Source organism: Proteiniclasticum ruminis DSM 24773, from assembly GCF_000701905.1.
GTDB classification, from domain to species: Bacteria; Bacillota; Clostridia; order Clostridiales; family Clostridiaceae; genus Proteiniclasticum; species Proteiniclasticum ruminis.
In genome coordinates, this window is sequence record NZ_JNKC01000001.1 from 887,309 (window position 1) to 908,025 (window position 20,717).

General features: G+C 43.8%; 25 protein-coding genes and 1 pseudogene. 4 read left to right on the forward strand and 22 right to left on the reverse strand.

The genetic code is table 11. The features are described from left to right. Positions 1–13: 13 nt before the first annotated feature. Genes T487_RS0104295 through T487_RS0104315 form a run of 5 tightly spaced genes read right to left on the reverse strand, consistent with a single transcriptional unit; the run spans position 14 to position 4,263 of the window. Positions 14–577 carry a GNAT family N-acetyltransferase gene (locus T487_RS0104295; RefSeq protein ID WP_051651491.1) on the reverse strand — a complete coding sequence of 188 codons (564 nt, stop codon included), beginning with the start codon at positions 575–577 and terminating at the stop codon, positions 14–16. Next, the gene (locus tag T487_RS0104300) at positions 567–1,763 is read right to left on the reverse strand and encodes a hypothetical protein (RefSeq protein WP_031574440.1); all 1,197 of its coding nucleotides are present in this window, start codon (positions 1,761–1,763) and stop codon (positions 567–569) included. Before T487_RS0104300 ends, T487_RS0104295 begins: the two co-directional genes overlap by 11 nt. Beyond that, entirely contained in the window at positions 1,764–2,840 is a 1,077-nt protein-coding gene (locus tag T487_RS0104305; protein ID WP_031574443.1) for a DUF58 domain-containing protein, read from the reverse strand. Next, entirely contained in the window at positions 2,837–3,784 is a 948-nt protein-coding gene (locus tag T487_RS0104310) for an AAA family ATPase (RefSeq protein WP_031574445.1), read from the reverse strand. Before T487_RS0104310 ends, T487_RS0104305 begins: the two co-directional genes overlap by 4 nt. 35 nt (positions 3,785–3,819) lie before the next feature. Further along, positions 3,820–4,263 (reverse strand): hypothetical protein, encoded by a 444-nt coding sequence (locus tag T487_RS0104315; protein ID WP_031574447.1) that lies wholly within the window; start codon positions 4,261–4,263, stop codon positions 3,820–3,822. 295 nt (positions 4,264–4,558) lie between these two features. On the opposite strand from T487_RS0104315, the gene T487_RS0104320 reads away from it, so the two are divergent. The 3 genes from T487_RS0104320 (at position 4,559) to T487_RS0104330 (ending at position 5,935) form a co-directional block, all read left to right on the forward strand. After that, a complete protein-coding gene (locus T487_RS0104320) occupies positions 4,559–5,035 on the forward strand; it encodes a transposase (protein ID WP_074542591.1) in 477 nt (158 codons plus the stop codon). Between the two features lie 67 nt (positions 5,036–5,102). Further along, positions 5,103–5,423, forward strand: a complete 321-nt coding sequence (locus T487_RS0104325) for a PadR family transcriptional regulator (RefSeq protein ID WP_031574452.1) — start codon at positions 5,103–5,105, stop codon at positions 5,421–5,423. Further along, a complete protein-coding gene (locus T487_RS0104330) occupies positions 5,420–5,935 on the forward strand; it encodes a DUF2812 domain-containing protein (RefSeq protein ID WP_031574453.1) in 516 nt (171 codons plus the stop codon). Before T487_RS0104325 ends, T487_RS0104330 begins: the two co-directional genes overlap by 4 nt. Before the next feature lie 51 nt (positions 5,936–5,986). On the opposite strand, the gene T487_RS0104335 is transcribed toward T487_RS0104330, so the two are convergent. The 12 genes and pseudogenes from T487_RS0104335 to T487_RS0104395 all read right to left on the reverse strand — a co-directional run bounded on the left by T487_RS0104335 (position 5,987) and on the right by T487_RS0104395 (position 13,910). Beyond that, the gene (locus tag T487_RS0104335) at positions 5,987–6,499 is read right to left on the reverse strand and encodes a GNAT family N-acetyltransferase (protein ID WP_051651492.1); all 513 of its coding nucleotides are present in this window, start codon (positions 6,497–6,499) and stop codon (positions 5,987–5,989) included. Between the two features lie 26 nt (positions 6,500–6,525). After that, the gene (locus T487_RS0104340; RefSeq protein WP_207638282.1) at positions 6,526–6,888 is read right to left on the reverse strand and encodes a DUF488 domain-containing protein; all 363 of its coding nucleotides are present in this window, start codon (positions 6,886–6,888) and stop codon (positions 6,526–6,528) included. Positions 6,889–6,937: 49 nt separating this feature from the next. After that, positions 6,938–8,266: an MATE family efflux transporter gene (locus tag T487_RS0104345; protein WP_031574464.1), complete on the reverse strand. Its 1,329-nt coding sequence runs from the start codon at positions 8,264–8,266 to the stop codon at positions 6,938–6,940. A gap of 151 nt (positions 8,267–8,417) precedes the next feature. Further along, positions 8,418–8,984, reverse strand: coding sequence for a chromate transporter (locus T487_RS0104350; protein ID WP_031574465.1), 567 nt, complete (start codon positions 8,982–8,984; stop codon positions 8,418–8,420). A gap of 1 nt (position 8,985) precedes the next feature. Then, complete coding sequence (locus T487_RS0104355) at positions 8,986–9,549, reverse strand: chromate transporter (protein WP_031574468.1); 564 nt, start codon at positions 9,547–9,549, stop codon at positions 8,986–8,988. Positions 9,550–9,563: 14 nt separating this feature from the next. Continuing rightward, complete coding sequence (locus T487_RS0104360) at positions 9,564–11,168, reverse strand: gamma-glutamyltransferase family protein (RefSeq protein WP_031574470.1); 1,605 nt, start codon at positions 11,166–11,168, stop codon at positions 9,564–9,566. 220 nt (positions 11,169–11,388) lie between these two features. After that, positions 11,389–11,646 (reverse strand): DUF1905 domain-containing protein, encoded by a 258-nt coding sequence (locus T487_RS16660; RefSeq protein WP_031574674.1) that lies wholly within the window; start codon positions 11,644–11,646, stop codon positions 11,389–11,391. A 138-nt stretch (positions 11,647–11,784) separates the two neighbouring features. Beyond that, a pseudogene (locus T487_RS16740) lies at positions 11,785–12,177 on the reverse strand (DUF1801 domain-containing protein); the annotation flags it as partial. A 9-nt stretch (positions 12,178–12,186) separates the two neighbouring features. Continuing rightward, positions 12,187–12,597, reverse strand: coding sequence for a VOC family protein (locus T487_RS0104380; RefSeq protein WP_031574472.1), 411 nt, complete (start codon positions 12,595–12,597; stop codon positions 12,187–12,189). A gap of 30 nt (positions 12,598–12,627) precedes the next feature. Next, positions 12,628–12,939: a YciI family protein gene (locus tag T487_RS0104385; protein WP_031574475.1), complete on the reverse strand. Its 312-nt coding sequence runs from the start codon at positions 12,937–12,939 to the stop codon at positions 12,628–12,630. A gap of 35 nt (positions 12,940–12,974) precedes the next feature. Then, entirely contained in the window at positions 12,975–13,430 is a 456-nt protein-coding gene (locus T487_RS0104390; protein WP_031574478.1) for a DUF3795 domain-containing protein, read from the reverse strand. Between the two features lie 72 nt (positions 13,431–13,502). Then, positions 13,503–13,910, reverse strand: coding sequence for an iron chaperone (locus tag T487_RS0104395; protein WP_031574480.1), 408 nt, complete (start codon positions 13,908–13,910; stop codon positions 13,503–13,505). A 206-nt stretch (positions 13,911–14,116) separates the two neighbouring features. Between T487_RS0104395 and T487_RS0104400 the strand changes: the two genes are divergently transcribed. Then, positions 14,117–15,562, forward strand: coding sequence for an AcpB/EbpR/MafR family transcriptional regulator (locus T487_RS0104400; RefSeq protein WP_031574482.1), 1,446 nt, complete (start codon positions 14,117–14,119; stop codon positions 15,560–15,562). 47 nt (positions 15,563–15,609) lie between these two features. On the opposite strand, the gene T487_RS0104405 is transcribed toward T487_RS0104400, so the two are convergent. From T487_RS0104405 to T487_RS0104425, 5 genes are all read right to left on the reverse strand, one after another. Further along, positions 15,610–16,791: an anti sigma factor C-terminal domain-containing protein gene (locus T487_RS0104405; RefSeq protein ID WP_031574485.1), complete on the reverse strand. Its 1,182-nt coding sequence runs from the start codon at positions 16,789–16,791 to the stop codon at positions 15,610–15,612. Beyond that, complete coding sequence (locus T487_RS0104410) at positions 16,775–17,197, reverse strand: RNA polymerase sigma factor (RefSeq protein ID WP_081827537.1); 423 nt, start codon at positions 17,195–17,197, stop codon at positions 16,775–16,777. The genes T487_RS0104405 and T487_RS0104410 overlap by 17 nt, the downstream gene beginning before the upstream one ends. A gap of 45 nt (positions 17,198–17,242) precedes the next feature. Then, on the reverse strand, positions 17,243–17,518 hold the full coding sequence (locus T487_RS0104415) for a hypothetical protein (protein WP_143004579.1): 276 nt from the start codon (positions 17,516–17,518) through the stop codon (positions 17,243–17,245). 131 nt (positions 17,519–17,649) lie between these two features. Then, on the reverse strand, positions 17,650–19,653 hold the full coding sequence (locus T487_RS0104420) for a methyl-accepting chemotaxis protein (protein ID WP_031574495.1): 2,004 nt from the start codon (positions 19,651–19,653) through the stop codon (positions 17,650–17,652). Between the two features lie 345 nt (positions 19,654–19,998). Then, entirely contained in the window at positions 19,999–20,697 is a 699-nt protein-coding gene (locus T487_RS0104425; RefSeq protein WP_036909067.1) for a GTP pyrophosphokinase, read from the reverse strand. Positions 20,698–20,717: the final 20 nt, after the last annotated feature.

The window sequence follows — 20,717 nt, forward strand, 5'->3', positions numbered from 1 at the left end:
TTTGATCCACTTGTTAGTCATATCGTTCCCCATTCTTTGCAATATTTTTCGCCATGATAATATCCGGTTTATTCCATCCATTGGCATTGGGTATGACACCTACAATCTGATACCCTGCTTTTTCATAGAACTCATAGGGATGTCCCTTATAGTTTCTTACGTTCGCCATCTTCTCATACAGATTTTCAAAAAGATTACCATCGGAAAGGCTGGTGGCAAAACGTTCGTCATCCGTACCCAAAAACACCGTCAGTACACCTCTTTCTGAAAGCGCCTTTTCCAGAGCTCCTACGAGTTTTCGTCCAATCCCCATCTTTCTAGCGTTATCTGCAACTACCAGTGGATGGAGTTCCCATCCATAGGGTTTATATGCTTCCAGTGCAGAAACAAATCCTAGAAATTCACCATCTCTTGTAGCCTTGAATGCCACTCGGTCTTCAGAAAGACACTCTTTGATTTCGTCCAGTCCAATCCCATTATAGCTGTTCGGAAAAGCACGTTCTAAAAGAAGAGCTGCTTTATTCACAAACCCTTTTTCATGAATAGAAAAAGAGCTTATCTCAATCTCATTTTTCATTCTGATTCTCCTCCACATACTTGCTGAAATCATTCAGAAGATCCTTTGTCACTGTTCTTTCGCCATACCGTACTTCCTGATACATCTTTCTGATTTTCATATGCTCTTTAGAAGAGACCTCTTTGGCCCTCACCGCAACATCCTCTGCAGTGTCATAGGGACGGATCTCCATCTTTTTCCTAAGCCTCAAGAGATAGGCTCTGTAACGGTATCTGAGCTTCTCATAAAGCCCATCAGGTTCTTTCCCTCTGAAAGCTTTTCTTCTTTGCGTTTTGTGATCTTTTAAGGATTCCCGCTGCTCTAGATATTCCAGTCCTTCCACAGGCTTTTCTCCTCTTTTCCTAAGGAACCGGTACAGAAGATAGAGGAAAACCAGAATCAAAAGAAGGGTCAAAAGAGTCTTTAGGATAGGATACTCCCTAGCATTTCCCACGAATGAACTGAACTCTTCCTGGAAATCCTCCCCCAGCTCAGCACCTTGTGAATCATCAAACTGAGGAGGCCTGAAAAACCCTTTGAGTCTGGAAAACAAAGCATAGAAAACAAAAGCGAATGGATATACCAGATACGAAAGAAGGGTCAACAAACCAAGCCCAACTTCCTGTGTAAGGGTATAGAATAAGTTTCTAGACTCCTCCGTCCCCAGCACTGCTGATACAAGAATGCTCACAAGCAAATATAAAAGGATTCTATTTCTGCTTTTCTTCGGATCAATCCCTGCTTCCTGGTGCCTTACTGCAACACTCAAAAGGATGGTGGAGAAAAAATACAGAAGCAAAAAAGGCAGGTTCTTCAGAAGAATCCCCCGGACGCCCTCCGCCATGGATGCAGCTGCACCAAAAAAGAGAAGAAGGCCATAGCTGATTTTAAACCGTTGTGACAAATCTTTAGGGTCCAGAATGCCAAGCCTCACATCATAGTATACATAGAGAATTCCTGCGTAGAGGATGGAGAAATACACTCTTTCTGTTGAGAAGGCAAGAAGCAGCGGAAACAAAAACAGCACTGGAACCAGAAGCAGATTCCAAGGTTTTTTTCTCCATTTTTTCCATAGAAAAAGCGAGGAAATCCCTAAGGAGTAGAAAAGGATGAGAAATCCCTCCCATGGGTCAACCTCAAAGGGAATCATCAGAATGGATATGGCCAGGAAGAATACTCTAAGGAGTTCCAGCAAAAAAAGCTCCATCTAAAATCCCCCTTTGTATAGTTCCATTTCTTTTGGCAGCCGGTTCAGATTTTCTTCTCTTGCAGACAGTACAACACTTCTGCCGAAGGTTTTGGAAAAAGATCTGAGCGGACTGAGATACTCTTCAAGTACCCTTGGTGTCACAAGGACAAAGGTCTGATAGGACTGTTTGTTCCTGGTGAATCCTTTTAAGGATTCTTCCAATGGCATGGCAATGACTTTTCCCATTTTCCCAAGAATCTCGTTGTATTTCTTCAGACTGTCTTTTGATATTCCTGGGGGGAAGTAATACCCTCTTTGAGATGCATGATCATTATAAGCATTGGAAGCAAAACTGAAGGGGACGTTTTCATTCGTGAGCTCCTCCATGACTGCACGCATGATCACAATTGCGTTTTCCATGGCTTCCAGATCCGGATTTTTCCAGAAGGGTTTCGACGTTTCCAGATTCAGAAACAGCAGCACGCTTTTTTCAGCCGTGAAGTCAAACTGCTTCACCATGAGACGATCATGCTTCAGCGTAGATGGCCAGTGGATGTACCGCTCGGACTCTGTGCCTGTATACTCTCTGATGCCACGAATCATCAGCGGATCGTCCATGATCCATCTCTTGACTGAAACCGCCCCTTGGAAACTATGATAAGGAATCACGATGTTCCGTAGATTCTTCTTTTCTGGAAGAATCACAACTGGAACCTTCAATGGAATTTCCTGATAGGCCTCATAAAACCCTAAAAAATCTCCCAGTTTTAATGAGGCTGCTTCCACATGGTACAGCCCCCGCTTGGCAGCTGTCAGTTCATAGGTTCTTCTGACTCTCTGATAGGGCATGAGTACAAGGCTGTAGCTGTTCACTTCCACAGAAAACGAAGGATCATAATATTCATCCACACGAAGAAAAGGAAGTGTCAGCGGTTTCCTGTTTTCAATGACAGGCATCACTTTAATGATTTCCCCCATCTCGTAAACTTTTTTATCCGTGCTCGTTCTATACGTGAGAGATCTGCCGCTGTATAAGAAAAGCACTCTATTTACGAGAAGAATCACCAGAAGGAGCATTACGAAAATTCCAGTCATACGTCCTCTCCAACTTCTTCCAGCGGTACCGGAACTTTAGTCAGAAGCTCTTCAATCTTACTCATTGCAGATGAGACCCCGTAGGCATCTTCACAGACAATTCTATGGTTCAGCACATAAGGCGCCATCTTCTTCACATCTTCCGGCATCATATAGTCTCTTCCGTCAAAGGCTGCCGACACCTGAGAAGCTCTAAAAAGCGCAATACTTCCTCTAGGACTTACGCCCATGGTGATTTCCTCATCTTCTCTAGTGGCACGCACCACATGGAGCAGATAAGAGAGCACTTCATCTGTGCATTTCACTTCTTTTACTTCAGCAATGAGAGGCATCAGCTCTTCCTCACTTATCACAGAAGATAGTTTTTCCAGCATATTGCCCAGGGTTTGACGCAGAATCACCTTTTCTTCCTCCATGCTCGGATAGCCCATACTGATTCTCATGAGAAATCTATCCATCTGAGCTTCTGGCAACGGAAAAGTGCCGTAGGTCTCCACGGGGTTCTGAGTGGCAAGGACAATGAACGGCTCAGAAAGCTTTCTTGTCTCACCATCCACCGTAATCTGTCTCTCTTCCATAGCCTCCAAAAGAGCCGCCTGAGTCCTTGGGGTCGCACGATTGATTTCATCGGCGAGTATCACATTTGAAAACAGAGGACCTTTACGGAACTCAAACTCCTTTTCTTTCTGATTGTAGAAACTGATCCCGGTGATGTCTCCGGGAAGAAGGTCTGGTGTGAACTGTATCCTCTTGAATGGAAGAGCCAGAGTGTTAGAGAAAGAGCGCACCATGACAGTTTTCCCCATGCCCGGCAAATCTTCCAGAAGGATATGCCCCTGGGCAAGAAACGCCGTAAGAAGAAGCTCAATCTCCTTGTTTTTCCCTACAATTACTTTAGATACATTGTCCAGAACCTTTTCTTTGAACTGTTTGATATTTTCCATATGTCCTCACTTTCATACTGCTTCTTTTTGTTGTCTTATCTTGGCCATGCGTAAGCCAATGCAATGACAAAAGACATGGATGCCGCATAATAATACATCCAGTTTCTTTTCTTCATTCTGAATACACCAAGGGTTAGAAGATACAAGAGAGCTACAATGGCAAGGGCTGCAAACGGCGTTTCATAATATTTCAGGATTACCACCACCAAAGCCATGGTAAAGGGTGAAATAAACAGCAGCGATTTCAACAGATCACTCTTTAAAAACCTGCTTACCAAAATATATACGATGAAAATAACAGCCATGGTGAAGAATCTTGCTCGATCCATTGGAAAAAGCTGCGGATTTCCACCTGCAATAAACCGCTCCCCAAGAAGTACTACCCCATAATATCCCATAAAAGTCAGTCCGAGCAGCAAAACTCCACCCACTGTAAGAATCAGTACCGGCAACACTTTGTGTTTCAGTTCCAGTTTCATTGATTTTCCTCTTTAGTTTTAAAGGATCACCTCTTATTTTTTGAATCTTCTACATTAATTATATCAAAGGTAAGCTTGCTCTACTTGAATATTCAGAAATAATTCGCAAAAAAAGCACCACCCCTGGATTATTCAACAATTTAGATTGATTCTCTTCAAACCATTGAAACTCAATGATCTATAGGCCTGGACTCTGTCACCCGTTGGGTGACAAAAATAATAAAAGAAAAGAACCCAAGTTTATGTTAAAGTGAAATTGCAAAAACACACAAAAACATAAAAAGGAGTTCTTTTCATGATGAGTTTACAGCAGAGTGCACTTCAATTCAACAGTAAATTTTCTTTTGAGTTCAGCGGTGGGAATCTGTCTTCTGATTCCGGACTGCTCTTCATCAAAGAGTTTATCCATAAGATCGGTTTTGACAACCTTCTTAGCCAATACTTTGGATCCGATAATCGAAAGACTCACTCCATCTCTTCTGTCATTGAACAACTGATTTATCAGAATATCGCTGGTTATCATAGAGATGATGCAGCAGATCATTTACGATATGATCCTGTATTTACAGCAGTGCTAGAGAAGGAGGCGCTCGCCTCCCAGCCGACAATCTCAAGAACCTTGAACTCTTTCGAGCAGAAAGACATCGTTAAGTTCAACGATATTCTGGAGCATCTCTATAAGATGACGCATAACCCATCAGACAAACGGCATTTCATCTTGGATCTGACCATAGTGATTGAGAAGCTCATTTATTATCGATTTACATCTTGACGTGATGTATCGAGGTGTGATACACTAACCTATATCAAGGTGCGATATAGCAGAGGAGAAAAATCAAATGGACGAACTTCATAAATATTTGCCAATGACAGAGACCGCGTATTACATCCTTCTTTGTCTGAAGAATCCTGAACATGGATATGGCATCATGCAGCGAGTAGAGAACTTGACGGAAGGCCGTATCAAGATTGGACCGGGAACCATGTACGGAACCCTCTCCAAACTGGAAGCCCAGCAGCTGATTTCTCAAGTGGAAGAAGTGGACAGAAAAAAAATATATAAGATTACAGACAAAGGTTTATCGCTTCTAAGCTTTGAACTGAAGAGACTGAAAGAACTGATTGAAAATGGTGTGCGCATTTTGGAGGTGAAGAAATGAAAGAAACACAGAAGAAACTCATTTGGTGGTGGGGATGGAATCCAGACCCGTTGGAGTCCGAACTGGAAGAACAGGCTAAAAAAGGCTGGGTCATCGATCAGGTGGATCCACTTTGTATATGGATCCGATTCAAAAAAGGAACAGCACAGCAGCGAAGATTCGCAACCGACTATCAGCCAGAGGCATCCAAAGATTATCTGGAGATTTTCCAGGCAGACGGATGGCAGCTGGAATGGACTGGTGCAAATGGCTGGTATCTTTTTTCCAAAGCTTACACGGACGTGAGACCTGAAATTTTCACCGACAACGCCTCTCTTATTGAGAAAAACAACCGGATTCTAAAAGTACTATTACCGCTGTTTATCATGCTGATTATACTTTTCTTCACCATTGTCCTGCCGGTACTGAAAGAACCTTTTTATGTGGGTCTTTATGTGTTCGCACTGGGACTCTATACTTATATCTTTACTCAAGTTTGGCTCCATAACAAAAAACTCAAAATTGACATCTGACAAAAAGAAACTGTGCTTTCCCTTGTAAAAGCACAGTTTCTTTTTATCATTTTATAATTCCTTCTTCATCAAGTAGTCTGTTTGAGCATCCTCTCCCAGAAGAAAAACATGCTCCGAAAATTTAACGAAACCTAGTTTCTCATAAAAGGAAATGGCTGCAGTATTTTTTTCCCATACCCCTAGCCACAGGTAAGGCGCATGATGATCCATAGCGAAGAAAATAGCGCTATCCATCATAAATTTGCCGATGCCTCTCCCTTTAAACTCCTTGTATACATAGATCCTCTGGAGCTCCACTGCATTTTCATTGCCTTTTTCTGTTTGTGCAGACTGCTCATTGAGTTTCATATATCCAGTGATTTTTCCTTCTACAAGGGAAAAAAAGAAATGGGAATGTGGATGCATCAGCTCTTCTTGAAGCTGCTTTTCTCCTAGATCTTCCTCCAAGTACTTTCGTAGATCCTCTTCCGTATTCTCTTTCCTGAACGTTTCAGTAAATGTTTCCCTGCTGATTTTCTGAAGTGCTTTCAGATCTTCGGGCAGAATCTTGCATAGTTCCATCATGATTCTTTCTCCTTCTCTTCTTCGTTCTAGTCCTTCTGTGTTTCACCCAATCTCATTTCAAGGAATCTCTTCAACACAGGCACATGGCTTTTTTCAAGATCCTTCACAGAAGAGAGCAGTATCAGATCCTTCTCCTTCAGAAGACTTCTCCACTTTTCCATAAGGTCTTCCTGCAGCGGTATCCTCTGCAGCTCCTCCCAATAGGAAGACTGGAACTCTTCATAGGTAAGCACTTCTTCATGGTATGCTTTCCGAAGTTCAGTTGAAGGCGTCAGCTCTTTCGGCCAAAAATCCAGTGCTGCATTTTCTTTGGAAATCCCCCTGGGCCATAATCGGTCCACAAGGATCCGGACTCCATCCACAGTTTTCTCCTCATATATCCTTTTCATCCTGATTGGCATCTTCAGCACTCCTCGTTTTTCCTCATTATACTACGGGCTAAGCAGGAATACTCTTTTTCACCGGCAAGGACTTCTCTTTTCCTATAAAATAAAGAGAACACCCGATGACGAGCACTTCTGTGGCTAAGAAGGACATCCATACCCCATCCATCTTAAACAGCTCAGCCAGTATCATCACCATAGGTACCATCACAAATACTCCTCGCAGAAGCGAGAGAAGGAATCCATGAGAAGCTCTTTCCACAGCACTGAGATAGGTGCTGATGATGATATTGACTCCAGCCAGCAGTAGACCTGAGAAGTAGAGCACAAGGCCCCTTTCTGCAAGAAGAGCGATTTTTTCATTGTCTTCTCCATTGAAGGCAGCCACCATCGGTGCAGAGAACAAAAGGGCTGTTAAATATAAGATCCCGCCAATGAGTGCTGCTGAGTATAGGCCGTACTTCAGAACATCTTTCAACTGCTTTTCTTTTTTCTGTCCATAATACTTACTCACCAGAGGCTGCATACCTTGAGAAAGACCTGTGAAAATCGCAAGGCATACAAGAGCAAGGTTCGCCACAATCCCATAAGCTGCCACGCCTAGATTTCCTTCAAGTTTTAAAATCACCAGATTGAAAATCATAAGAACCAGTCCCGAAGATACTTCCACCACGAAAGAAGACGCCCCTAACGTAAAGTGGTCCATCATTATCCTCCAAGAGAAACTTCTTGCGAATCCTTCAAACAGCTCCTTTCTCCTTCTGAAATGAGGCACGAGAAAAATCATACTGATGAGAGGCGCTAGTGATGTGGCAAAGACTGCACCAAATATCCCCATACCGAGTGTAAACATGAAGATATAGTCCAGGATGATATTGGAAAGGCTGCCGGCGATCATGGCGGTCATAGCACCCTTAGGATTGTGATCATTTCGCACAAAAGCTAATAGAATATTGTTGAAAAGAAAAAATGGAGAAAACAGAAGAATGGTGCCCAAGTAAGTTTTTGTCATGGCAAAGGTTTCATTGTCAGCTCCTAGAAGCGTCGCAATCTGCTCTGTAAAGAGAATACCCGCCAGCATAAAAAAGAGACTGAACATAAGCCCTGTTTTCAGAGCATGCTGGAAGATTTCCCTGCTTTCTTTCTCCTTCCCTACAGACTTCAGAATGGCAAACCGTGTGGCTCCTCCAACCCCTATCATGAGTCCCACACCGTGCTGGATACTGTAGATAGAGATAGAGAAATTAAGTGCTGTGAGCCCCAAAGGACCCAAACTTTTGGCGATGAAAAAAGTATCCGCGAGAATATAGATGGAAATGGCCATCATCCCCATGATATTGAGACTCACATATCTGAGAAATGTATTAAAAACTGATTGTTTCATTTTCCGCTCCTTCACAAAAAACAAGGTGCTCATAGCATTCCTTCTTAGACCTAACGGAATGCTGTGAACACCTTGCAGCTTTTACCCGGTGGCAAAAGCGAAGTTTTCTTATTTATTTACTTTATGATTTTAGTGGATATGTCATTTCTTGTCAAGAAAAGAGCTGAAGAAGAAGATTCCCACCGATGCCAATAAACGCGCCGATGACAATGAGCACAATGAGATCGAACCGTTTGGAAAGCTTCAGGAAAAATCCGATGATAAAGGCCGCCACAGCCACAACACTGATATTTGATACTGAAACAGCCCCCTCAAAAAGAGAGCTCTCCATCATACTGATGGCAGCGATGGCAATGAGTCCTACAATACCAGGTTTCAGCCCTTTCAGCATTTTGTCCAGGAATCCAATCTTCTTGTCCCGGAAGATAAAATAAGCCAGAATCATCATGAGGATAAATTGTGGCGTCACATTAGCTAGAGTTGCCACAATGGCGCCGGGAACACCAGCAACCTTGGTTCCCACAAAGGTCGCAGAGTTGATGGCAATGGGACCTGGAGTCATCTGAGAAAGAGACACAAGATCCGTCATTTCTTTGATGCTCATCCATCCACGTTCTTCCACCACAAATCTCTGAATAAGGGGAAGCACTGCATAGCCTCCACCGAAGGCAAAGGCTCCGATCTGAAGAAATACGAAGTACAGCTCGAGTAATACCATGTTACTTCACCTTCCCTTCATCCACCAGGGTAAAGGTGGCAAACCCAAGAAGCGCCAAGGTCAAAATGATGATGATGGTGTGGACCTGAAAAAAGAAACTGGCCACAAAAGCACCAATCATTAGAATCAGACTGAAGATTTTATGTTTCTTCAGGGCAGCTTTTCCCATATCATAGACCGTCAGCACCAGAACAGCGCTGATGACGCCTCCCATGCCAAGAAGCGCGGACTTCACCCAAAAATTATTGGAAAAAGCATCATAGAAGTAAAACAGAACAGAGATGATCAGGAGGCAAGGCAAAACAGATGCCAAAAGAGCCGTTAGGGCCCCCTTCCATCCTCTCAGCCTGTACCCTGTAAGCAGAGACGTGCTGATGGCCATGGCGCCAGGCCCAGACTGGGCAAGAGCAACCAGGCTCAGCATTTCCTCTTCATCAATGAGTCCTCTTTTTTTCATAAATTCATCCCGGATCACCGGTACTATGGTATAGCCTCCTCCGAAGGTCACGGCATTGATCTTAAAAAAGGTGCCAAAAATCTCCATCAGAGAGATACTTTCTTTCATTTCTCATTCTCCTTTTAGTATACCGCAGGATTGCTGTCGGTTCTTGATTCTGTCCCCACTGCATAGGCACCGGAGTCCATCTTGATGATGATCTGTCCTCGCCCAAAATGAGATCTGTCCTCTTCCACCTGCACCTCGTGTCCCTTGCTCTTAAGATCTTCCATGACATTTTTGTCAAAGGCCTTCTCCACCACAAAGGACTTTTCCTTCATCCACTGCCATCTGGGCGCATCCAGTGCCATCTGTGGGTTCATCTGGAAGTCAATCAGGTTAGAGACCACCTGGAAATGGCCCTGGGGCTGCATGTAGCCGCCCATGACTCCAAATACAGCCTTGCATTTGCCTTCTTTCATGAGCATTCCCGGAATGATGGTGTGATAGGTCTTCTTCCCAGGCCCCAGGACATTCACATGATTCTCCTGAAGACTGAAATCAGCACCCCGATTCTGAAGAGAGATTCCAGTACCCTCCACCACGATGCCGCTGCCAAATCCCATATAGTTGGACTGGATCATGGAGACCATATTGCCATCCTTATCTGCTGTATTGAGATATACGGTGCCGCTGGTATACGGATCATCATAGGTATGGATCACCGCTTCCTCTGTGATGGACTGATATCTTTTCCTTCCATACTCTTCTGTGAGAAGCGCTTTGGGATCCATCCTCATGACCTTTGGGTCTGTAATGTAGTGCATGCCATCTGCAAAGGCCATCTTCATGGACTCAAACATTCCATGATAGTAGGCAGCATCCCTTCCTTCAATCTCCTGGTTCTTAAAAATGTTCAGCGCCATCAGCGCCACCATGCCCTGACCGCTGGGTGGAAGCTCCACCACATCATATCCTTTATAGTGTACAGAAAGAGGTTCCACAAAAGAAGACTCGAACACTTCCAGGTCGCTCTTTCTGAGATATCCTCCATGCTTTATGGCATCTTTTTCTATCCGCTCCGCAAGCTCCCCTTGATAGAATGCTTTTGCACCTGATTCAGCAATGAGTCTCAAGGTCTTCCCATGATTCGGAAGCTTCAACATCTGGAAAGGTTCAGGTGCTTTTCCATCAAACGTAAAAGTTCGGAACCATTCCTCATATTGGGGATCGTCTTTGTAAATAACCTGATATTTATCAAAGGCTCTTTGCCACATGAGCGCAGTATGTGCCGCCACAGGAAATCCATTTTCAGCATAGTCTATGGCAGGCGCTAGACACTCGGAAAGGGATAGATTTCCAAATCTTTCAGAAAGACTGGCCCATCCTTTGGGTGCGCCAGGAACCGTCACAGGAGTCCAGCCATGAACTGGCATCTTCTCATGTTTTTCTCTGATTTCATCTAGTGAAATACCCATGGGAGATGGTCCATTGGAGTTCATTCCGTAAAGTTTATCCTTCATCCACACTAAAGCAAAATTATCACTGCCGATGCCATTGGCTGTGGGTTCCACAACGGTCAGGCAAGCTGCCGCCGCAATGGCTGCATCCACGGCATTCCCACCTTTTTTCAGTATATCAAGACCAGCCTGTGCAGCCAACGGATTTCCCGTTGCCACTACGCCTCTTGCAGCACCTAGGGTCAGTCTCTCTGACGCATAAGGCTGAATATTTGGATCAAATTTCATTAAAAATCGCTCCTCACACACATACTATATTGCCGGTACTATTTCTTTTGTTCCTGCTTCTCTTAGGATTTTTGTCCCTTTCAGCATAGAGATCCCCGGCCACATCCCTCATTATACCTGAAAAAAACTTTTCCGGAAGAGATCCGGAAGGAAAGTGTTCCGCTTCACAAAAAACTGATAGGAAGATGTTCTCACTGGATCATCTTCCTATCTTCATATCCTATTCTCTTTCTGATAGGGTCACTTGAACGGTGTCTCCAGGTTCTTTTCCAATCTTTTTCCGGATGGCTTTCTGAATACCAATGATATAACAGATGCTTCCATCCTCGTTTTTCAGCCCCATGTTGACGATACTCCCTTCATAAGGTTCACCATCGAAGGCCGCATGGACCTTTACTCTTCCCTTTTGAAACTCTTCCCGCAGATCATAGGGAAAAACCACATAAGCGCCATCTTTGTCAGGCACCTTTTCAATCACTGCTTCGTAGGTATAGACTTTTTTCTTGCCATTTGCGTTGAACTCATCACTTTTCTTCCTGCTTTTTTTGGAAGATTCCGCTTCCCCTAGAATTCTCTCATAGGATTCCACATAGGATTCCGGTGTCCATTTTTTAAAAAGCTTTGCCAGAAGACCATAAGGAATATGTTCTGGATTCTTCAGGCGGATGCAGCTTTTTCCCATATCGAGCTTCGTTGGCACCTCTTTCTTGTATTCTTCCTCAAACCAGAGAGTAGCCGCTTTGTCTCCGTATAACCCCATATGATAGAGAGCAATATGACCTTTCTGGACTGCCAATGAGATAAAAGGAAGAGGCTCTCCTTTTTTCACATGATACCCCTTCTCATATAAAGAAAGTGGCACCACATAAGAAATCATACCTTCCCCATACCTCATTTCAAAACCTACGGGAAGATTCTCTTCTGCCGTTTTTAAGATTTTTTCTAAAGCGTCTCTTGTCTCTCTTGGAAGATCCTCATAAAATTCTTGTTCATCCTTAGTTCTATTCATTATTCACCCCTACTCTTCATGATTGAACTGCCAGCTGACACCAAACTGATCGATGGCAGCGCCATAGCACTTGCTCCAGAAGGTCTCCTGCAGATCCATCTCAACCCGCCCGCCTTCTTTGATCTTATGGAACTGGGCTTTCAGCTCCTCCATATCCTTGGACGTCACCATAATACTGACATTTTCTCCCACAGTCACAGGGCTGCCTGGAAAAGCATCTGAAAACATGATGAAGTCTCCCGAAATCCTCATACTGGTATGCATAATGAGTTTTTTCTCTTCTTCACTCAAGGGATAGTCACTGCTTGGGTGATCTCCAAAGGTCATGATTTCATCTGAAACAGTCCCAAACACTTCACTATAGAACTCCACAGCTTCTCTGCAGTTGCCGTTAAAAATCAGATAAATACCTACAGCCATTTTTCTTCCTCCTTCCTTTTATATCATTCATTACGTTCTCATGAGCGCCACATGGTAAGGAAAAAGCTCCGCGCCCATGATGCCTGTGTAAACACCAGGATCCTCTTCCATCCGCCTTCTTGCTTCCATTTCATTTTCAGCTTCCAGAACGACAATACCAAAGGTCTTCTCATCCATTCCTTTGGTCTTGCCCGCAAGGATCAGAATACCCAGCTCTTTCAGTTTTTCCAGATAGGCAAAGTGCTGGTCCACCGCTTCATTCTCCTTCTCAGTCCAGTTTTCTTCAAGAAGCAGATCTTCTCTCGGTTTCAACACATAGATAAACTCCTGTTTAAGGTTCATGCCATGACTCTCCTTCGTTTATACTTCTCAAGTGATTATGTCTTCTTTTCTCTGTTCCAGCAGTATTTCTTATTTTTCTGGAGAGTTTCCAGCTCACAAAAGAGGCATAATCCATTGTGAGCACACCTGAGCTCTCCACAGTTTGGGCAAATCCATTTCAGGTTCTGATTTTTTAAAAACGCCTCCATCCCCTCTACCCGGATCTCTTCCAGGTTTTCAAGCATACTCATATGATACTTTTCACGGTATCTCTTATCGAGAGCTCTCAGGTCTTTACAGGGATACTTCTCACATTGAAAACAAAACCTCACGAGGCCTTCCCCTAAAAGCCTGCATTTGTATCCCATATGAGTACAGTTTTTTCCTCTGGGAACACATGCGGGGCAGTAGGTTTTATGAAATCCTTCTTTATTCAGGTCTCCCTTGTAGAACTGATAATTGACACATAGACTGCAGTTCATGCCGCATGGAGCGATAAGCTCCTCTTTCATTTTTCTCCACCCCTTCAAGAAAGTAGATCACTGTAAGGCACCTGCCTCTTTATCGTCTGTTATAACAATCCTCTAGTGATGGTTTCCAGTCTCATGGCACCACCGGGTCATATCATAGATCAGCTTTTTATCAAGGGGCCTGTCATAGAGAAACTGAACCGCACCTTTACTGTAGGTCAGCCCTTCAAACCTTTCTTTAAAATGCTCTATGGCCACAGGACCTGGATAGAGTCCCCAGTGGTTCTTAAAAGCGGCAAAATGGATGATGTCATGAGTTCTATAGAACGTTGGCATCTTCCAGGAAATCTTCTCATAAACGCCGGGCACCGCAGATAAAATTGTTTCTCTGATTTCTCGAAGAAGAGGCTGAATCTCTTCCTTCTGAGAGAGAATATAGCTTTCTACTTCCTTCTTTTCCACTTCACAGACATGTCCTTTTTCCTTTTCATAGGCTGTTCCACACTTCTTACAGGTCTTCATAAACTGCACATCCTTTATTCCATATAATGCATTCGTCCTCTTTCAGCACACTTCTTATGCTCAATATACTGGAATCTGAAGGGACATTCAATGAAGCTTTCAGCATACTAGAAGATGTTCTCAGAAAATTCAAATTCCTCAACAAAAACTATGAATAAATGCTATAATTTTGGTATTGCCAAGACTATAGAAAGGAGAGCTGTGTAATGAGAAAAATACTAGACACTGCCCACCAAAGGCGCATACGACTCTTAGAAATTCTCCTCTCAAAGAATGACTTCGTGACGATGAGCGTTCTTGCCAAAGAGGTGGAAGCCAGTGAAAGGACCGTGGCGGAAGACCTCACCCAGCTGAAAGTAAAGTACAGTGAAGAGCTTCATATGGAGATCTCCAGGAAAAATGGGGTTAGGCTCATCCACCCGAATATTGCCAGTGCAGGTCTTGTTTTCCGGGATACCTTTCAGGAATCCGTGGCCCTCATGTGGCTGAAAGAACTGCTCCTTCATCCCTATCAGCCTATGGAATACTATGAAGAAAAACTCTTTGCCAGTAAATCTACACTGCAGAGGATGCTGCCTAGAATCAATAACTTCCTAGATGTTTATGACATGAGGATTGAAGCAGTGGGAGGTCTATACTCTATTTTTAGTAAAGATGAGGGATTCCTTCGGGACTTCTATGCCAGTTTTCTTCTGGAGCTCTATGGGTTGAATCTCAAAGAGTATGATCTGTCCTTAGATCTTTCTGTTCTTTCAAAAATCACCTTGGCAAATCTAAAAAACGCAGTGCCAAAAGACCATCTTGCCTGGATAGCCCAAGACGATCTTTCCCTGATTTACCGGATGATGTTTTACCTGGTCTCACTGTTTCGGGAAGAGCATGGTTTTTCCATGAAGTCCCAGTATCCTCTCGAATCAGAACTGAGTCCTGAAGACCTTACTGCGCTTAGACAGCATTTTCCAAGAATAACCAAGGAAACTCTTCGTGGAACCCATGAGTATCTTTATCTTCAGCAAAGCGGCTTCCATACGGAGAAAGAGAAGAAGCAGGTGACAACAGAAGTTTTAAGATTCATCGACAGGTTCACCCAAAGATTGAACTACCGCACCTCATCGGGACAAAAAGACCGTTTTCTCTTTGTTGTTCTCAGTGTTTACTATAAAGCTAAGCTGAGAAAAAAAGACACTTCTCTTCTCTTTGACAGAGTCTACTATTTTTCCGAAAGCTTGGGCCGGGAAAACCCTTTCCTTTATACCGTGGTAAAAGAGGAGCTGAGTGTCCTTTCACAGCGCCTGGATTTTGACCTTCATATGAATCTCCACAACATCCTCTTTTGGTTTCTCCTTGCAGAACCGTCGTTGGCTGGAGTTTCCAGAAGAAAAACCGCTCTTCTCCTATCTGATTTTGGTACACCTCATAGTATCTTTCTCAAGAACAGATTGGAGCATTTTTTCAAAAGCACCAACATAGACCTCTCGGTGGATCTTCCCATAGATTTTTCTCTTCCAGATGAATCTGACTTAAAAAAGTATGATATCATCCTCACTACTTTGTCTGATTCGGCTCTTCCCCATCCCTGTGTACAAGTCATTGGAGACCTCTGCTCCATGGAGGATTGTTATGATATTTACGAAAAACTGAAAGATAACTGAAAAGAAGGGGCATCTCTCCCCTTCTTTTCGAATGTCTCTATGGTCCATCAAGGTGCCAGAACCTTCATTTCTTTGATCTCCATCCACTCCACTGTTTCATCCTTCAAAAGGACAAGAAGGTCTTTCACAGTTCCTTCAAGAAGTACGCCATAAGTGTGCACACCATGTTCTTCCACATACGCTGCAGATTCTTCTAAGACTTCAGTCTCCTTCAGTCTTTCGGAAAGAACGGAAATCTCGCTTTTCCGATCCAGTGCATAGTACAGTAGAGCTTCATAGTGCTTTTCATAACCTTCCGCTTCCAGTGAAGCCCCATCTTGGTTTCTTTCACCTGGCTGAACCAGCCATTCCAGAAGATGGAGCCCTGGATACTCTTTAAGTAAGGATTCATCTGCGAAAAGATGAGCGCTTCTTCTGCTTCCCAGAGGAGAAAATCCTGTAATGAGGGACGATGTCTGGACTCCTTGTCCATTTTCAACCGCCACCCACTGCAGGCGGATATTCTCGTACTTTGTCTGGAACCCCCTCAGCTCTTCCATGGAGAGACTGTTCTTAAAAAGAACTGAAACACTGCCATAGTTTGTGCTGCTGAGACCAGAAAGCTGTTCATGGATATCTTCTCTTTGCTTTCTGGACTCCTTCTCTTCTCTCATGATCTCAAGCGGTGTGATAAATAACGGCTCTCTGTCATCAAGAGAATTCAGTGTTTCTACCACACTGCCCCGCACTACTTTCTTCTCTGTAAGAAGAGAGGTCTCTTGAAACAAATCTGTTATGCTGTATCTCATCTGATAACGGCCAAATCCTTCTTCTTCCACATAGACTGAGCTGGTAGAGTATTCCGGCATGGTCAGTTCTGAAAGAACCGCAAGGTCTATAGACACATCTTTCTCCACTGAGCTTAGGCTTTCATTCATGGGATTATAAAAGAAGGTGGATACCAGAGGTGACAGCCCATAGAAAATCAGTCCCAAGAGAAGCAGTGAAAGCAGTGCTCCTTTCAGCATGACCTCCCGCAATCTCCTTTTTACAAGCTTTTCCACATCCAGCACCTCTTTTGGAACAAGCTCATTCATCTCCTCTTCCAAAGAACCATCGTGAAACTCCTCTTCCAGATACTGGGAGAGCGCCTCAAAGCGTTCCAGCTCCTCTTCCACCTGCTGCCTTTCCTCAACTGTGGCAACTCCCTCTTTATACTTAGCGAACAACTCTTTATAGCTTTTCTTCATTTTCAAGACTCCCTTTCAGTTTATTCTGTGCCCGCATAAGCTTCATCTTCACTCCAGGTTCTGTAGCTCCTGTCATCAGAGCAATCTCTCTTACAGAGAAATTGGAGAAGTAGAATAGAACAAGCAGTTCACTATACTCTTTTGGAAGGAGAAGGATCTTCTCATAAAGAACCATACGCTGCTCTGTCTTTAGAAGCTGCGTCAATGGAGACTCTTCCACAGGAACTTCTATATTTTCCATGAGCACCCATGGTTTCTTTCTTTTCTCATCAATGTATAGATTTTTGAGAACCCGAAACAGCCAGTATTTCAGCTTTTCTTCCTTTTTGTCAAAACTCACAAAAGCTCTGTAGAATGTTTCGCTGGTCAGATCCTTCGCCTGCTCCTTATTTCTGCACAGCAACACATCCTCTCACCCTATATACGTTCTAAATCTGAAAAGGTAACGCTCTTACTTCGGATTCTTTATAGAATCCTCTTCTTTCGTAAGATCAAACCTGAGATCGCCCACTTCTTTTCTCAGCTCCTTTATTTTCTGTAAATCCTCTTCTTTGGAAAACGGGTGTCCATTTCTTTCAGCCTCTTCTGCAATCTGAAGCGCAGCAATCTTGGAGAGTTTTTCCATATAACTATCAACAATATCTACATAATTCACTTCTCCACTCTTCACGGACTCCTCCACTTTTCTCATCATTTCCTCGAGATAGTTCTCTATATCCCTGTTCATCTCGTAACCTTCTTTCATCAGTGTATTCTACTCTAGTTTACGTGAACTATCCTACGGATGCCATAGGATTCTGAAAAAGAATAAAGGAGAAATCCGAAGACTTCTCCTTTACTGCACTTGATTTCTATTTCTTATGCTTTCAGCTTGCTGAGTTCTGTCTGAATCTTGGAAATCTCCTTATTGAGAGCTTCCATCTCCTCTCCAATCTCTGTGATACTTGCATACTGCTCTTCTGAAGAGGCACTGATCTCTTCTGTAGATGCCGCCGCTTCCTCACTGACTGCCGCCATGGACTCTAAAGAGACAATGAGCTCATTTTTCAGTGTATCGATGGTTCGGGTTTCTTCTATGAACGTCGTGAGGATCGATTCCAAGGCATGGACATTCTGATCCACCTCGTCAAAGACCACCACGGTTTCATCAAGGCTTCCCTTGGCTGAGTCCACAGAACTTTGGGTTTCTTCCACAGTTTTTGTAGTGATACTCACAACTGACACGATATTGTGGATGATGCTGTTGATTTCTTCTGCAGATCCTGAAGACTGCTCCGCAAGCTTTCTGATTTCCTCTGCCACCACAGAAAAACCACGGCCCGCTTCTCCAGCTCTAGCTGCCTCAATGGACGCATTCAGTGCCAGAAGGTTCGTCTGGTCCGCAATGCCTTTGATGGTGCCAAGAATATTCTCGATGGATTTGGAGCTTCTTCTCAGCTCCTCCACATTGGCTGCCACTTCTCCCGTGTTTTCCACGGTCTTTCGGAAGACTTCCTGCAGGCTGCCAATTTTTCCTCTGCCTTCTGTGTTGGAACGGACCATCGCCCCTGATATCTCCTGGGCCTCAGAAAGACGTCCGGTGATCTTCTGGATGCTCTTTCCAAGATCCTGTCCTGCAGAAAGTCTTTCATTGACTCCCGTAGCTGTCTCCATGGCCCCTTCAGCAATCTCCTCCACAGCTTTGGTCACTTCTCTGCTTGCAGAAAGGAGTCCTTCCACATTGTTCATGACATTGTCTGACGCGCTGGTCACCGAAGCGAAACTTGAAACGGTTCCTTTGATGAGCCTTCGGATGTTTTCCGTCATAACACCAAACTGTATGCTGGCAAGACCGATCTCATCTTTAGACTTGTAACCCATCTCCGCAGTAAAATCTCCCCGGCCTACTCTCTCCATGGCTTTCTCCATGAGTCCCAGAGGCTTTGTCACCCATCTTCCGAGAACCAACGAAATAACCGCAAGAAGGATCACGATGGATAATACCACTGCAACAATATTATTGATGAGATTGTTTCTTGTGATGGTCATGATCTCCGCTCGTGGATAGGTCACGAGATAGGTTCTTTCTTCAAAATCTTTTGCCAAGGCATAAAACGGCTTATCCCCTACAGTCACCTGATGCAGTGTATCTTTTTCTGATAGTACAGGTGCCATCCATGGATTATCGGAAGAAGTCTTACCCACAAAACTTTCATCCTTGTCATATAGAATGACTCCGTTCTCATCTAGAATCACAGCAAATCCACCATTGCCGATATTAAGCGCTGCGATGGTGCTCTGTAAATCCAGGGCCTTCAGAAGTTCCTGCACTGCTTTTGGCTCCAGCCCAATCTGCACCACACCAGGAGCATCTACTCTGGAAACACCGATGTACTGAAATAATGTGCCATCGGTTCCACGCTCTGTCGGTTCCTGTGCAAGGCTTCCTCCATTCATATCAATCAGTGTCAGAAACGGTTTTGTCTGATCTGAGCCCGCAAAATCAAAGCCATAGAAATCACTGATATTTCCATACTGCAGCACTCCATTTTCGTCTGTGATGTGTATCTCGTCGACACCCAGCACTTTCGCCAAAGTAACCAGTTTCTCCTGTTCCAGATAGTCTGGATTAGACGCAATGATCTCCGCTACGGTTCTGGTTAAGGCGATATTTTTATCGTTCAGCGCATTTTTCGTAATTTCTACCACTTCATCCGCCGAATTATGTTCGTTTTCAAGATTCTCAATCTGATCCTCCAGCTGCATGACGATGACCTTCTCCAAGGATCTGCTGGTGGAGATCATACTGACGATTGCTTGGGCTCCTATGGCCAATACAATGATGATGCTTGTGACAAAAACAATTTTCCCTTTTAACTTCATTGGAAATTTTCTCCTTCGTATACTAGAATGAGCTACCAAAACTGGTGCAATGGTCTTTCTAAGAATCCACGCTGATTCTTATTCTCTGTCTTTCCCTGCTGTCCCGTTCCGTCCTTACTCCCCCCAAAAAATTCCAACTTCACTTCTTTAACTCTGTCCAGTGAAATCAGGTGATATCATCTTTTTCGGCATATTTCACCTGATATTAAGTCTTCACTTGTGTATAATTTAATGACACTGCTCTCACTTTCTGCGGCCTTCACTTATTTTCAACATGAAAATAAAAAAATAGAAGCACTCCTGTGACACGGGAATGCTTCATATTTCTATTCTGATTTTTATTTTCTATGGCTCCAGATGCTTTTTCTTTTCTACACTCTTTCTGATGGCATCCATACGTAGGTCAAGATCTGCGCTGTTCCTTGCGCACTCCGTCAGTTCCTCCGCCATCTCCTTGGTGAAGCAGCTGTTTTTCTTATACCTCAACTGATGTTCAAGAGATGCCCAGAAATCCATGGCGATGGTTCTCAGCTGCACTTCCACCTTCATCATTTTCTTTTCCTTGGCAAGAAAAATCGGAATCCCAACAATCAAATGAAGACTTCTGTAGCCATTGGGCTTTGGATTCTTGATATAGTCTTTTTCTTCCAGAAGCACCACATCATCCTGCCGGATGAGCGCATCTCTCACGGCATAGACATCCTCTGGAAAAGAACAGATGACCCTGACCCCTGCTACATCCATGAGATGCTCTTCGATATTCTCCATGGACAGAGGATGACCTTTTCTCTCTAGCTTTCCGATGATGGACGGCATGGATTTTAGTCGTTTCTTAATGCTGCTGATGGGATTATGGTCCATTTCCCAAGAGAACTCTTCATTAAGAACATTCAGCTTGGTCTCAACCTCCATCATGGCACAGCGGTAATAAGACATGAGCCTCGCGACCTCTTTAGACTTTCTCTGCACCCAGTTCAACGTGTCTTCATCAATCCTCTTCAGGTATTTCTCCATTTCACTGATTTCATTATTTGCAATCCGCATCCGTTTTCTCCTTTTAATCT